Source organism: Chryseobacterium sp. FG46, from assembly GCF_057809135.1.
Map to the genome: position 1 here is coordinate 15962 of NZ_JBMDJJ010000022.1, position 14569 is coordinate 30530.

Consider the following 14569-nt stretch of genomic DNA (forward strand, 5'->3'; position numbering starts at 1 on the left):
ATTAATCCTTAATTTTATCAGTTTATTGCTCAGTCTTAAAAATTTGAATTATTTTTGCATATCCAAAAATTTCACGTTTTGAATTCTAGAGACGAACTTATCTTTAACCCTGCCGATATTGCCGAAACTCTCAGCGAACTTCCTGCTGACGAGAGGTTGCTCGCGTTCCTGAAGGTTCCGAAAGAATACAAAGCAGAAGTTTTCTCACATCTTGATCCTGATTTTCAGGAAGATACCATCAGAAGTATCGGAAGCGATGAAGTTTCCGAAATCCTGAACGCGATGACTCCGGATGACAGAACTGCTCTTTTCGAGGATTTCCCGGATGAGTTGATTAAGTACTCCATCAACCATCTTAACCCTCAGGAAAGAAGGATTGCGTTAAAACTTCTTGGATACAATTCGGATTCTATTGCCCGTCTGATGACTCCTTACTATATCCAGATCCGTAAGGAATGGACGGTAAAAAGGTGTCTTCAGCAGATTAAAAAGGTAGGAAAAAGGGTGGAAACCATGAACTATCTGTACGTGGTAGACGAAAGAAACCGACTGATTGATGACCTTGCCATAGGAACTTTACTGCTGGAAGAAGAAGACACTTTGGTTTCTGATATCACAGACAATCATTTCGTAGCTATTACCACCACTACTTCCAAAGAGGATGCGGTAACCTATTTCGAAAAATATGACCGTGGTGCGCTTCCCATTATTACGGAAGCTGGTGTTCTGGTAGGAATTGTAACAATAGATGACATTCTCGATCAGATTGAACAGCAGAATACGGAGGACATCCAGAAATTTGGGGGATTGGAAGCATTGGATCTTCCCTACACCCAGACTTCATGGACAGAAATGATCAAGAAAAGAGCCACCTGGCTGATCATTTTATTTGTTTCTGAAATGCTGACTGCTTCTGCAATGGGATATTTTGACAAGGAAATTGAAAAAGCGGTTGTTCTTGCCCTATTTGTTCCATTGATCATTTCCAGTGGCGGAAATTCCGGATCACAGGCTGCTACTTTGATTATCCGAGCGATGGCTCTTCAGGAAATCAGTCTGAAAGATTGGTGGTATGTGATGAAAAAAGAAATTATCTCCGGATTATGTCTTGGAGCAATTTTAGGAGTTATCGGATTTGTCAGAATTATGCTTTGGCAGCAGATAGGCCTGTTTGATTACGGACAGTATTGGGTATACGTAGGATTGAGTGTTTCTGTTTCCCTGATTGCCATTGTATTGTGGGGAACATTATCAGGTTCCATGATCCCGTTTGTCTTAAAGAAATTGAATCTTGACCCTGCTACTTCATCTGCTCCTTTTGTAGCAACGCTGGTGGATGTTACAGGGCTTATTATCTATTTTACCGTAGCCGGACTTTTCTTAACCGGAAAACTTTTGTAATTTTAGGCATCATCTAACATGCCAATATGAAAATCGTTTCACTTGTACCTTCTATTACTGAGGCTTTATTTGACCTTGGACTGACCGAAAATGAAGTGGTAGGAAGAACAAAATTTTGTATTCATCCTCAGGATAAAATAAAAAATGTACCCATAATCGGCGGAACAAAAAATATTAATATTGAGAAGATTAAAGCATTACAGCCGGATCTTATTCTTGCCAATAAGGAAGAAAATGTAAAAGATCAGGTGGGAGCCCTGATGGATGATTATAAGGTAATGGTCACTAATATAGACACCATTGAGGACAATTATTATCTGCTTAAAAATCTCGGAAAGCTCTTCGGAAAGGAAGACAGAGCACAGCTTTTCAATCTTAAAATCTATGATGTTCTGAATCAGGCCAAACTGGATACTCCCGTAAAAGCCGCTTATCTTATCTGGAAGAATCCTTATATGACCATTGGCTCAGATACCTTTATTCATAGGATCTTAACTGAAATTGGTTTTGAAAATATTTTTAAAAATCAAACCCGTTATCCTCAAATCACTACTGAAGATCTTGCAGATGCCGATGTCATTATGCTTTCGTCTGAACCTTTTCCGTTTAAAGAAAAGCATATTGAGGAACTAAAGGCTTTTTATCCTGATAAAAAAATTATAATAGTGGATGGTGAAGCTTTTTCCTGGTATGGGACGCATATTGCGAAATGTGAGAATTACTTTAAAGAATTACTGGCAGAAATTCACCTTATGCAGCAAAGCTGATTTTTCACCATCATCTTTAAACCCAAAACTTTAAACTTTAAATATTTAATTCATGTCTGGTACAGTTATACTATCCGAAGGAGCAGAATTCGATCACGTCATACAGGAAGTTTCAAAATATATTCACCTGTATGTAATGGCGTTTGAAAAAGAAGAAAGAACCATTACACGTGTAGACAAACGCGAAAATATGTATGGTGGAAGCGGAACAGTCTATATGATACAGATGTTTGATCAGAAAGAGTTAGCTAATAACCGTCTGGCTGCATATATGGTTTTACTGAATAACGGTGATGAATCCGGATTTCACACGCATAATCAAAGAAATGAACAGGAACTGTACGTTGTTATACATGGAATCGGAGAATATAGGGAAAGAACCGGAACAGAAGGAGCAATACGCAGGAAAGTGCTGCAAAAAGGCGATATTACAGCGATCAGTTCTATAGGATATCATTCTATTGAAAATACGGGAGATGAGCCTTTAATTATGTTTGTGATTACCACCAACAATCCATAAAAAACTCCGGCAGAAATAGCCGGAGTTCTTATTTTTTTATAGTAAGTTCCAATTACAAAATCTTAGAAACTTCGTTACAAAGCCATTCTAGCAATTCACGGTCTTCCTGCGTGAAAGGGTCTATGGTATGAGAATCAATATCGATCTGGCCAATATTTTTTCCGTCCTTAAAAATAGGAACTACAATTTCTGCTTTCGTATCGATAGAACAACTTAAATAGTTGCTTTCTTCGTGTACATCAGGAACGACAAATGTTTCGTTGGAAACCGCAACCTGACCACAGATTCCTTTACCGTAAGGAATAATGGTATGATCTGTAGGTGCTCCTACATAAGGGCCTAAAATCAATTCATCCTTATCTCCGTTTTTGAAATAGAAACCCGTCCAGTTGAAGTAAGGAATTTCCTGATCCAAAAGGTGGCAGACTTTTTCAAGTTTTTCTTCTGTATTATGTTTAGGACTTTCAAGAATTGAGGAAAGTCTTTTTTTTAATTCTGACATTGTATTTATATTTTAAGAGAATTGTTTTAGGGAAAGTTCTTCTTTATATCCGAACATTCCACGCTCTTTAATCATTTCTGCTACGCCTTCCGGAACCTGAGTTTCCCAGCCTTTCACACAACATGCAATTTTTCTCAATATTTCTCTGGAATAAATTTCCAGAAACTCAGGATTATAATTGGTAATATCTACGATACGGTTGTTGTGTTTGAAGTACTTATATAATTCTTTCAGATTTTCTTCCACTTTCAGGTTGGAAGAATCTAATAACTGATGAGTTTCCGGATCTTTGTACGGATACAGATATACTCTCATTCCATTTCTGAAGAACTTCCCGAATGCTTCAAGAATTCCTCCCGAAAGATTTTTATAATATTTCTCATCGAATACCATCAGCATATTATTTACACCCATTGCTACTCCGATGTCACCACTTGTATAAGAGGCAAAATAATCAATCAGTCTGTAATATTCAGAGAAGTTTGAAATAATAACAGTATACCCCAGCTTTGCAAGAATATCTACTCTATCCAAGAAATCTCTCTCATCAATATCTCCGTCTGCTCTCAGATTGGAAATGGTGATTTCAATAAGAACTTCTGTTTCTTCATGGGTGCAGGTAGCATCTTTGAAGAACATATCCATACCATTTTTAAGCATATCAATGTTTACCTTCGTCACCGGTCTGAAGCTTCCTCTTACCGCGAAAATATTTTTCTTGTACAAAACATCTGCCGGAAGCATGTTGCTCCCTTGAGAATTGAAGATCACGGCATCGGTCATTCCGTTCTTTACCAGCTGAAGAGACATCAGTCTGTTGTCAACATACGCAAAAGCTGGTCCGCTGAAGTCGATCATATCAATCTCCAGGTTATCTTTTGCAATATCATCGTAAAGAGATTCTACCAAAGTTCTTGGATTGTCAAAATAATGAAAGGCTCCAAAAATAAGATTTACCCCCAGGTTCCCTAAAGTTTCCTGCTGAAGAGTAGCATCATTTTCTTTGAATTTTACATGGATAACGATTTCATTGTAATCTTCATTTTCTTTGGTCTGAAAACGAATCCCTACCCAGCCGTGGCCTTTTACCGTTTTGTCAAAATTGATGGTAGTTACCGTGTTGGCATAAGAAAAGAATTTTCTATCCGGATTATTATCTCTTGAAATTCTCTCTTCAATCAACGCTACTTCATATCGAAGCATTTTGCGAAGCCTGTTCTGGGTAACGTACCTATTTTTGACTTCCTTTCCGTAGATGGCATCACTAAAATCTTTGTCATAAGCAGACATTGCCTTAGCAATCGTACCGGAAGCTCCCCCTGCTCTAAAAAAGTGGCGAACAGTCTCCTGCCCTGCTCCAATTTCTGCGAAAGTACCATAAATAGTAGGATCTAGATTAATTGTTAATGCTTTTTGTTTAGGAGTTAGTTTCTGATACATTAGGACATGAAATTTTTTGTAAATTTACCAAAATTAAACCAACCTCAAAACAAAATGAAGTTGAAATTTTTAGGAACCGGTACTTCTCAAGGTGTACCTGTTATAGGCTGCACATGCGAAGTGTGTACTTCAGAAAATTCCAAAGACAAACGTTTACGCTCTTCCGTGATGATCACTACGGAGGAAAATAAAAAAATACTGATAGACTGCGGTCCGGACTTCAGGCAGCAAATGCTTACCAACCATGAACATAACGTAGATATTGCATTGATTACCCATGAACACAATGACCATGTGATTGGGCTGGATGATATGCGGCCACTGATTTTTAAAAGTGGAAAAGATGTTCCGTTATACTGCTATTCAAGAGTGGCTCAAGAAATAAAAAACAGGTTTCCTTACGCTTTTGCAGATGTAAGATATCCTGGTGCACCCGCTTTTGAGCTTCATGAAATAGAAAATAAACCTTTTCAGGTATTGGAGACAGAAATTACTCCTGTGGAAGTGATTCACTATAAAATTACCGTATTTGGATATAAGTTTAAAAAGCTGGCCTACATTACGGATGCTGGTTTCATTTCTGAAACAGAGAAGGAAAAACTGAAGGATCTGGACATTCTGATCTTAAACTGCATCAGAAAATTTGATCCTCATCCTGCCCATTTTATTCTTCCCGATGTTATTAAACTGTTTGAAGAATTAAAACCTAAAAAATTATTTTTAACCCACATCAGCCATCATTTAGGGCTGCATGATATTGAAGATAAGGAGCTTCCAGCCGGTATACACCTTGCCTACGATGGTTTGGAACTTAATTTTTAAAATATTTTCTTCAAAAAGCTTTTGAACATTGAAAAAAGTTCCTATATTTGCACACCAATTTGAAACAAACATCATGTTTGTAATCAACATCAAGCCCAGGTGGCGGAATTGGTAGACGCGCTGGTCTCAAACACCAGTTCTTAGGAGTACCGGTTCGATCCCGGTCCTGGGTACAAAAAACCTCTAAAATCATTTGATTTTCAGAGGTTTTTACTTTTTAGGGTGGTCAAAAGGGTGGCTAGTTATTTTATATTTTTATAAAATCTACCCCTACTCTTGCAGGATGCCCAAATGCATGATTTGCGATTCTTTGAGTATAATCATTTCTTGATAGACAATTATAGGATAAACATGAAATCTATCCAAATTCTGGAAGATTGTAGTTAAGTAATTCTCTATCACATTTAGTAACTGTGTTATACCTTTATATTTATGTTTTTGATTTTTCCCATTTTTTTCTATTGTTTTAAGTTCAAAGTTTTGAAGAAACTCACGCTGAATTTCCTCTAAATTACTGCAATGCTTAATCTTAGCATTTAGCATAACATCCTTAAATTCAAATAGAAATATATTTTTTCCTTTTCTGATATAAAAATCAAGTTCACTTTGGTTACTTGTTATTAAATCCTTTTAAACAGCAAATATGAAAGCCATGCAACAGCACTTTTTGATGGAATAATTTTAAGAATATCCATCAGATTATCTTTTCCTGCAGGAAATACACATCAATATGTAATCTGCCTTTTCACCACTAAGCACTCCATTTCTTTACTAATTAATAATTTGAAATATTTTCATTTCTACTATTTTGTTTGCTATCTCCTTAGCAAATAAAGCTTCTCTTTTATTATTTTATAGTACAGTATAAATACTCTGCGTCTAAGTTGAAAGGCGCTAAACTAAAATTTGTTCGAGGGCTTCGTATAATTTTTTTGTGTGCTTGTTTTATATTTACTGACATGACTTCACAATTATAAATCCGATACATCTATTGATTTGTTAATTTTAAAAGAATGGAATGTGTAATAAAGAGTAAACTTAGCAAGTAAATTTTCAGTTTTCCAAAATTTTCCAGAATAACTTTTTAACTTACACAGTTAGTGAGACACTACCAGTAATTTTTTTTGATTAAACTCCTAACAATGATTTTTCAAGTCTTGCGATAGGTAAAAATCCAGTGAAGTTTAGTTCTTTAGAAATATAATCATCTTTCATCGGCTCCTCCTTAACCAAATCAGTGCTTAAATATTTTTTGTTATCATCCGGAAGTAAGGTAACGACAACAGCATCATCACCCATTTCCTCTTTTAACTTTATAGCGCCAATAATATTTGCTCCTGAAGATATTCCGACCGCTAATCCTAGTTGCCGTGCAAGTTTCTGGGCTATAATAATAGAATCTCCGTCTGCTGCACAAATAACACTGTCAAGTTCATCTAATTTTACAAGATCGGGAATAAATTCGTCCGAAATTCCTTGTATACGATGGGAACCAATTTTAAATCCTGTTGTTAAGGTAGGACTCTCCAGCGGTTCCAAAGGATGAATTTTAATATTTGGATTTTGATTTCTTAATTGTCTACCTATTCCCATTACTGTTCCTCCTGTCCCTACTCCTGCAACGAATGCATCTATTGTCATTCCTTTAGAAGCAAGCTGAAGAAATATTTCTTTTCCAGTTGTTAATTCATGAGCCTCAGCGTTATATTGGTTTTCAAACTGACGGGGTAAAAAGATGCTTCCTTTTAATGCAAGTTCTTCACTCAATCTAATACTCCCTAAGAACCCTCCTTCTTCTTTGGATACAAGCTGTATATCAGTACCCATACTCTTTATAATATCAATCCTTTCCTTACTTAGCCAATCAGGCATAATAATCTTTACCTGATGACCTAAAGCCTTTCCTATTGCAGAAAAAGCAATTCCTGTATTACCACTGGTAGCTTCAATAATTGTATCTTCAGGTTGAATATTGCAATTTAAATAAGCTTTATATAAAATATACAGAGCCATTCGGTCTTTGATACTTCCTGTAAGATTAAAATTCTCACATTTTACATATATTTTTCCAGGCTTGCTCTTATAATTATATTGCAGTTCCAGCATAGGTGTATTACCCACTAAACACCATAGATATTTGAATTTGCGATCTAACTCAGGTGAAAAACATTTTATGAATTCATTTTTTTCAATTATTCCCATTTTTTTGTATTTATAAGGCAAAGTTATACGTCTTATTTCTTTTATTCAACTATTCGCGAAGTATTTAATAAATTTTATTGAAATTTTAACGATTCGCAAGAAATATTGCGGAATTTTATTTAAATTTATATATATTAAAAAAAAACATAAAAAATGAAATTGGATCAAACAGACATTAAGCTGCTGCAATTGCTTCAACAAGACGCATCATTAAATAATAAAGAGCTTTCATTAAGGCTGTACTTATCCATTGCAGCTATTCATGAACGGGTAAAAAAGCTTAAGGCGAATGGGTATATAAAAAAAACTGTTGCATTATTGGATCGGCATAAAATAGGATTGGGATTGATTTCTTTTTCTCAAGTATTTTTAAAAGCCCATACTTTTGATGTATTATTAGAATTTGAAAAGGAAATAGCTAAGTTTCCCGAAGTCACAGAGTGCCATCAAATTGCAGGCTCATATGATTTTATGCTACGCATTGTTACAAAAGATATGGATTCATACCATGTGTTTCTACGTCACAAGCTATCTATACTTCCCCATGTGAATACCGTACATACTTATTTTGTTTTATCAGAAGTAAAAAATACTACAGAGCTACCGTTAGTGTAGCTATTTAAGAAGTTACTATGCTAAAAGAGCCCGTTTCACAAATCGTGAAACGAGTTCTTTTGTGAAATTTTACTGTGACCCCCTTTCTCAACCTACATTATATAGCTCAAATCAACAATACCTAACCAGCCCGATACAATATCCGCTAATTGTATTGCGTACAAGTAATTTTCTCCATAATTGCCTGTTTTAACTGCAGGTGGTGTTTCTACTGTATTAATACTTCTTGTAAATGCAAGAATATAGAATCATCAGTAATAGGAATACTACCGTTAATGAATGTATACTGAAAATTACTCCAATTTACCGTCAGTCCCACAACAATGTATCTACCAGCTGACTAGTACGTGCAAGCCATTTTCCTTTGATTAATGTAATAAAACCTTATATATGACAAGATGTTATAAGTAAAATTTATCTATTGAATTCAATTATCCGGCTTTTATGCTACGAAATTAAAATTATCAGCTATACTAGAAACATCTTCTTCCATTTAGCAATGGTATTTCTGCTTAGCTTAAATTTTTCAGCTACTTCAGAATTATTTAAACTATTTATTTTCTGATAATGTAATATGTCAAGTATTGCCGATTTGTCATAAGAACGTAATCTTTGGTTAAATATGATGGTTTCTTCATCAAAAATGAGACTGTTCAATCTGATAATATCTAAAGCAGAAAGTTCCTTCTTACTCAGTATATCTTTACACTTAGATTTTTTATGTGGATATTTTTTCGATATAATATCCTGATAAATCAGTTTGTAATTTGGAGATAAATTATTCATATCCCTGTTTTTATAATTCTCAGTAACCACCTTATTATAATTTATCATTAAGATGTAAAGATGGAGAGAAGGTTAGACAAATTGTTTACTAGATATCATTTACCATTCTATCTGTTTTGCATTTCCAAGTTATTGTTTTTGTATTTCATAATCCATTTATACAGTGTAGTTTTAGGAATTCTATATTCATCAATGATCTGTTTCTTTGTTTTTTCATTTGAATTGATAAGCTCTAAAATAAAATCAATAACTTCTCCTGTATAAATATTTTTCCTAAATTGAGGGAGGTTGGAAACTTTCTTTTCTATTTCATCGGTTTTATTTTTTGCCGGGGGAGAGAATAATATGAGGTGTTGGGTATACATCCTGAAAAAATCATATTCCAACAGCTTACTCCAACATAGTAAAGTATCTGTAGACAGATCTTTCTGCATAAACATTTTTTCTATCTCATCTGCATTACATTTCATGAAATTGCAGATACGGGAAACTTCTAAATCCAGCTCAACAGTCTTTTGTTTAATTAATGAGCCTATATGAATATTTTTGAAATTATCATGCATATTAAAAAATTACATTATACTTTATATTGTTTTTATGATGTGTACTTATAATAGTTCGGAATCAAATTCCTGAATAACAAAGTTTCCTGAAGATTACATGATAACTAATCAGTTTTCAACTTAGTTGATTTGAGAAAAGAACTACCAACTCTCTCTAATTATATTAAATACATATTTAAACCAGACATTATGTATGTTTTACTATTTTTTCATTTCCCCTAAAAAAGAAAATCAGCAGGGAAACTGATTTTCTTTGGATCGTCACTACATTATATCTTTCTCATCATTTGAATGTTACTCTAACAATTTTATTGACCTATCCCTTTTAGTAATAATTGCTTCGACAAGCTCAGCCTGACAACGTTCAAAAGTTTCGGTTGGTATTCGACTGGTCACTCTAAGCCTGTCGAGGGTTTCTCAATACGAAAACCTTAATCTCGGGTATTAATTAAAAGGATAAGTCAATAATTTTATTTTAATCGTTTTACAGACATTTGGGTAACAGGCCCTGACCCTGTACTCCCTGAACTTAAATGTCTGACGGTTACTTCCCGTGTATTACCTAATCTGAACGAATATGTATGAGAAACCACCATTGGAATTGACGTAATCAGAGTATAAGTTTGCCTAGGTTCTCCACCAGCTACAGGTACTGATCCTGCCCAATAAACATCATTAACACGTGCCACCCAAGCATTAATTGTATCGTCCCATATGCCCAACACTGGCATTGTAGGTGTGCCATTAGGCTCATTTGTTGTTGATAACTGTGCGTTCATTGTTACCTGATATACTCCATCTGCAGAGACTTTAAATGAATTACTTGACGATGAGCCCGTATAAAGGTTTTCATTATCTACAATTTTATTATTTAAATTTCCTATGGCAACCGGAATGTTTCCCGTTAGAGACAGAGGCATAGCAGTAAAATCAGAAGTCATTTGTACAATGATTTCCTGGGCCACCAAAAATTGTCCATTCACAGCAATGACTGTTCCTATAGAACTGGGAACCCCTGCAAGGTTTTGCCATGTAGGAGGAGTACCTGGTCCGTTGGACTTGAGCACTTGCCCGGCAATTCCCGGTGACCCAGCCGTAGAAGCATCCCCTCCTACATTCAATTCATTAGTCACCTGTAAACTTCCATTTATATGTAATTGCTTTTGAGGAGTTACTGTACCTATTCCCACATTTCCTGCTGAAGTAATACTCATCTTTTGAGTATTGTTAGTGGTAAATCTGAGATCATTAGCCGTAGTAGTACCCATAGAAACTACTCCTCCTCCTATATAAGATTTCAAACTCACTGAGCCATTCGTATGGTTTAAACCGAAACTATTATCAGGAGTACTGATGGTAAGTTTGGTATCAGGCGTTGAGGTACCTATTCCTACATTTCCTGCTGAAGTAATACTCATCTTTTGAGTATTGTTAGTAGTAAATCTGAGATCATTATCTGTAGTCGTACCCACAGAGACAACTCCGCCTCCTATATAAGATTTCAAACTCACTGAACCATTCGTATGATTTAAACCAAAACTATTATCAGGAGTACTGATGGTAAGTTTGGTATCAGGAGTAGTTGTTCCTATTCCTATATTATTATTATCAGATAACACAAGGTTGTTGCTGTTTTCCCCATTAACAGAAAGAGTCATAGAACTTTTGTTATTGGTTCCATCTCCCCGATAATAGGTTCTGATTCCTGAAAAAGTTTGATTTGTATTTCCAACATAACCACTTGTATAAAGGTTCGCCACATTCTGACCACTCTGTAAATTACCAGTACCGGATCTTTCAAAATACAGATTGGCTTCAACACCATTTCTGAATATCAAAGCTTTATTACCTAGCCCCACGACTCTGTTGCTTGTTAAAACGCCATCAGTGTTGTAAATATTAACCGGTGCAGCGCCTACTGAACCTCCATCAGTTGATCTCCATCCTGAATTACTGTATACATACTCCAGTGCTTGTCCGTTTGGAATGGTTACCCCATTCAGGGTAGCACCAAAACCACCTGTTGTATTGTTAAAAATAACCAGCCGCTGACCTGCATTGGGAGCAGCCGGTGCTGTGATGGTTACTGCCGCAGTGGCAGCTCCTGTAAGCTGTACCTGGCTCACATTAGCGGGTACTGTAGCTGCATTACCGGATACGGCTATCGCTGTTTCACGATTTGTGATGGCACCCTTTACATCAAGTGTGGTTCCGGGAGTTTCTGTTCCTATTCCTATGTTATTATTATCAGATAATACCAGGTTGTTGCTGTTTTCCCCATTAACAGAAAGAGTCATAGAACTTTTGTTATTGGTTCCATCTCCCCGATAATAGGTTCTGATTCCTGACAAGGTCTGATTTGTATTTCCAACATAACCACTTGTATAAAGGTTCGCCACATTCTGACCACTCTGTAAATTACCAGTACCGGATCTTTCAAAATACAGATTGGCTTCAACACCATTTCTGAATATCAAAGATTTATTACCTAGCCCCACGACTCTGTTGCTTGTTAAAATGCCATCAGTATTATAAATATTAGTATTGGTACCTGTACTGAGCTTTGTCCACTTGCTTGTGGAGCCATCAAAATAATAGAAACCTAACGCATCAATATTGGATGCCTGCCCCGTAGCTGTCCCTGTGGAAATATTATTTACGTAAATCAAAGTTGAAGGCTCTACAGATGTCATGCTCAACGCCCTCTGTCTGTCTACACGAGGAATAAGAATTCCATCTGTATTGGTTGAAGATCCTGTAGCATTTTTTGCTGTGATGTCTAAAGTACTTTTGGGGGTAGTGGTTCCTATGCCCACTTGACTCTTGTAGCTTAAGGATATGACAAGTATTGCCATACATAATAATTTTTTTCTCATAAATGTTTTATTAATTATAATATTTTATATTTATCTAGCAAAGATGTATATATTGTTTATTTTATTCAATTAAATATCTAATATTCAATAAATTTTATCGAATATTAGATATTATAAAGAAATATTACGGTTATTTGTTTTGATTTATGTGATATTCAAAATAATTTAAGAAATGAAATTGCACCAAACAGATTTAATCTGCTACAATTTGCCAGGAAGCTACCTCATTAAATGACAAAAAGATCTTTTGATTTAGTTATTGATAATAGATTTATCTTTGCACCATTTTTCCGGAAGTTGATAAAAATCAAGCAGGTATTTGTTGACTTCCCATATTCATATCTTTAAAAACTTAAATATATTTTTTAGAAAAGAAGCCGGCAGGAAAAACCAGCTTCTCTCAGAATCTTCCACATCACACTCTTTCTCATCATTTGTATTATATAGTTTTTTAGAATCTTTTGCTAAAATACCGCTGCAGTTTAAGGGATTGCAGTATACATGACAGATATGTACGCCCCCGGTAGCTGAGTATATGTCCCACTTTTATAGGTGACTGTATCTAGCTTAAATACATCTCCCGCTGATAACTTTACTGTTGTAACTATAGGAGTATCTCCCATTCCACTGTTCCATCTATATCCATGAGATTGAATAGCTGAAGCTCCTAAAGTTAACCTAAGCGCTATCCCCCTATCCCGAAGATCTCCAGCGGGAATATCTGAAAACTTTGCCCACACATCAAAGCTATATAAGCCTGTTTTATTAACAACAAAGGTTCCATTATCCACTCTGGTAACATATTCATTATTGATATGATCCGTTGCTTCAAACCACAAAATATGATAGATATTATTTCCTGTTTTCACAGAGGTCCCGGTTCTCCTGGCATATAATACATTGGAAGGGGTTTTAAGGCCTGAAACAACTACATTCCCGTTTTGATCTACTCCAAGAGTAGCAGTGTTAATGGCTGCAGGTGTATTAGAGGTCATATTAGTAAATTTTAATCCAGAAGTATTAGTACTTCCGGAATTTATCTCCATTTTTTCTGTAGGTGAATCTGTTCCTATCCCTACTTTGCCATCCTTGGTAATGGTGGCTCTAACAACATTATTGCTGACAAGGCTTAGATCATGTGAAGTAGTAGTCCCTAACATAGCTTTTCCTTTTCCAATATAGGATTTCAGATTAATTGTTCCGTTGCTATGATTAATCCCAAAGCTATCATCTGGCGTCAGTACTGTTAACTTTGTATCTGGAGCACCTGTCCCTATACCTATATTCCCACTACCGCTAAAGGTAGTATTGTAACCGGCTGTTGCTATATCGGTATTTTTTACAAGAGTACCACCCAACTGAAAATTATCCCCGGTTTTGGTAAGACCATTGTTCGCTGTGGTATTATTAGAAATAGATGTACTTAATTTAGTCCATTTACTTGTTGTCCCCTCAAAATAATAAAACCCTACAGCATCTACATTGGATGCCTGGCCGGTTGCTGTTCCAGTGGAAATATTATTGACATAAATTAAAGTGGAAGGTTCTACAGAAGCCATACTCAGTGCCCTTTGCCTGTCTAAACGTGGAATTAGCAACCCATCAGTGTTTGTTGAAGTACCTGTGGCATTTTTTGCTGTGATATCTAAAGTGCTTTTAGGAGCAGGATTTCCTATCCCCACTTGGCCATTGTAGTTTAGGTATATGACAAATATTGCCATACATAATAATTTTTTTTTCATTAAATGTGTTTTAATTAATTTTTTTTTGTATTTCTTACCCAAAGATATAAGTATCTCATCTTTTATTCAAGCACCTACTTAATATTTAATAAATTTTATTGAATATTAATCATTAACAATAAAAATTACAGAATTTTGTTTAGTTTTATATAATGTTCAAAATAATTAGTATTTAAAATCTTAATATTTTAATAAACACGAATCAAAACTCAAATTAAAAAGTTGATAAAGATCCGTGTTTTATAAATATTCCCTTAATTGGTTTTAAGGGCTGCTGGCTCAAATATTTTTAGAAGTTTAGTACGATGGTATCTAATATTTGTGTTTTCCAAA

The 14569-nt window shown here is 35.3% G+C and carries 12 protein-coding genes and 1 tRNA gene; 6 read left to right on the top strand and 7 right to left on the bottom strand.

From position 1 onward, the window contains the following. The first annotated feature begins 78 nt into the window (after positions 1-78). From mgtE to ACODR7_RS15840, 3 genes are read left to right on the top strand one after another with little or no spacing between them, the layout of a single operon-like run. A complete protein-coding gene (mgtE, locus tag ACODR7_RS15830; protein WP_076597501.1) occupies positions 79-1401 on the top strand; it encodes a magnesium transporter in 1323 nt (440 codons plus the stop codon). Between the two features lie 26 nt (positions 1402-1427). Next, positions 1428-2168, top strand: a complete 741-nt coding sequence (locus ACODR7_RS15835) for an ABC transporter substrate-binding protein (protein ID WP_488840500.1) — start codon at positions 1428-1430, stop codon at positions 2166-2168. A 52-nt stretch (positions 2169-2220) separates the two neighbouring features. Next, positions 2221-2688, top strand: coding sequence for a cupin domain-containing protein (locus ACODR7_RS15840; protein WP_488840502.1), 468 nt, complete (start codon positions 2221-2223; stop codon positions 2686-2688). Between the two features lie 52 nt (positions 2689-2740). On the opposite strand, the gene ACODR7_RS15845 is transcribed toward ACODR7_RS15840, so the two are convergent. After that, positions 2741-3190: a GAF domain-containing protein gene (locus ACODR7_RS15845; RefSeq protein WP_062671360.1), complete on the bottom strand. Its 450-nt coding sequence runs from the start codon at positions 3188-3190 to the stop codon at positions 2741-2743. 12 nt (positions 3191-3202) lie between these two features. After that, on the bottom strand, positions 3203-4630 hold the full coding sequence (locus ACODR7_RS15850) for a hypothetical protein (protein ID WP_047432722.1): 1428 nt from the start codon (positions 4628-4630) through the stop codon (positions 3203-3205). A gap of 54 nt (positions 4631-4684) precedes the next feature. On the opposite strand from ACODR7_RS15850, the gene ACODR7_RS15855 reads away from it, so the two are divergent. Both ACODR7_RS15855 and ACODR7_RS15860 read left to right on the top strand, forming a co-directional pair. Continuing rightward, positions 4685-5452, top strand: a complete 768-nt coding sequence (locus ACODR7_RS15855; RefSeq protein ID WP_488840505.1) for an MBL fold metallo-hydrolase — start codon at positions 4685-4687, stop codon at positions 5450-5452. Between the two features lie 93 nt (positions 5453-5545). Beyond that, a tRNA-Leu gene (locus tag ACODR7_RS15860) sits at positions 5546-5625 on the top strand. Positions 5626-6580: 955 nt separating this feature from the next. On the opposite strand, the gene ACODR7_RS15865 is transcribed toward ACODR7_RS15860, so the two are convergent. Continuing rightward, on the bottom strand, positions 6581-7654 hold the full coding sequence (locus ACODR7_RS15865) for a PLP-dependent cysteine synthase family protein (protein WP_488840507.1): 1074 nt from the start codon (positions 7652-7654) through the stop codon (positions 6581-6583). Positions 7655-7807: 153 nt separating this feature from the next. Here ACODR7_RS15865 and ACODR7_RS15870 point away from each other — a divergent pair, with 153 nt between their 5' ends. Further along, the gene (locus tag ACODR7_RS15870; protein WP_488840509.1) at positions 7808-8269 is read left to right on the top strand and encodes an Lrp/AsnC family transcriptional regulator; all 462 of its coding nucleotides are present in this window, start codon (positions 7808-7810) and stop codon (positions 8267-8269) included. A 468-nt stretch (positions 8270-8737) separates the two neighbouring features. On the opposite strand, the gene ACODR7_RS15875 is transcribed toward ACODR7_RS15870, so the two are convergent. From ACODR7_RS15875 to ACODR7_RS15890, 4 genes are all read right to left on the bottom strand, one after another. Beyond that, positions 8738-9055 (bottom strand): helix-turn-helix domain-containing protein, encoded by a 318-nt coding sequence (locus ACODR7_RS15875; RefSeq protein ID WP_488840511.1) that lies wholly within the window; start codon positions 9053-9055, stop codon positions 8738-8740. 107 nt (positions 9056-9162) lie between these two features. Continuing rightward, complete coding sequence (locus ACODR7_RS15880; RefSeq protein ID WP_488840513.1) at positions 9163-9618, bottom strand: transposase; 456 nt, start codon at positions 9616-9618, stop codon at positions 9163-9165. Positions 9619-10088: 470 nt separating this feature from the next. Continuing rightward, positions 10089-12473: a beta strand repeat-containing protein gene (locus tag ACODR7_RS15885; RefSeq protein WP_488840514.1), complete on the bottom strand. Its 2385-nt coding sequence runs from the start codon at positions 12471-12473 to the stop codon at positions 10089-10091. 503 nt (positions 12474-12976) lie between these two features. Further along, complete coding sequence (locus tag ACODR7_RS15890; protein ID WP_488840516.1) at positions 12977-14236, bottom strand: hypothetical protein; 1260 nt, start codon at positions 14234-14236, stop codon at positions 12977-12979. Positions 14237-14569 lie beyond the last annotated feature (333 nt).

What these genes read in the sequence shown, in the direction of transcription:
- ACODR7_RS15835 (WP_488840500.1), top strand. Translation starts at nt 1,428, where the DNA reads ATGAAAATCGTTTCACTTGTACCTTCTATTACTGAGGCTTTATTTGAC.
- ACODR7_RS15840 (WP_488840502.1), top strand. Translation starts at nt 2,221, where the DNA reads ATGTCTGGTACAGTTATACTATCCGAAGGAGCAGAATTCGATCACGTC.
- ACODR7_RS15845 (WP_062671360.1), bottom strand. Translation starts at nt 3,190, where the DNA reads ATGTCAGAATTAAAAAAAAGACTTTCCTCAATTCTTGAAAGTCCTAAA.
- ACODR7_RS15850 (WP_047432722.1), bottom strand. Translation starts at nt 4,630, where the DNA reads ATGTATCAGAAACTAACTCCTAAACAAAAAGCATTAACAATTAATCTA.
- ACODR7_RS15855 (WP_488840505.1), top strand. Translation starts at nt 4,685, where the DNA reads ATGAAGTTGAAATTTTTAGGAACCGGTACTTCTCAAGGTGTACCTGTT.
- ACODR7_RS15865 (WP_488840507.1), bottom strand. Translation starts at nt 7,654, where the DNA reads ATGGGAATAATTGAAAAAAATGAATTCATAAAATGTTTTTCACCTGAG.
- ACODR7_RS15870 (WP_488840509.1), top strand. Translation starts at nt 7,808, where the DNA reads ATGAAATTGGATCAAACAGACATTAAGCTGCTGCAATTGCTTCAACAA.
- ACODR7_RS15875 (WP_488840511.1), bottom strand. Translation starts at nt 9,055, where the DNA reads ATGAATAATTTATCTCCAAATTACAAACTGATTTATCAGGATATTATA.
- ACODR7_RS15880 (WP_488840513.1), bottom strand. Translation starts at nt 9,618, where the DNA reads ATGCATGATAATTTCAAAAATATTCATATAGGCTCATTAATTAAACAA.
- ACODR7_RS15885 (WP_488840514.1), bottom strand. Translation starts at nt 12,473, where the DNA reads ATGGCAATACTTGTCATATCCTTAAGCTACAAGAGTCAAGTGGGCATA.
- ACODR7_RS15890 (WP_488840516.1), bottom strand. Translation starts at nt 14,236, where the DNA reads ATGAAAAAAAAATTATTATGTATGGCAATATTTGTCATATACCTAAAC.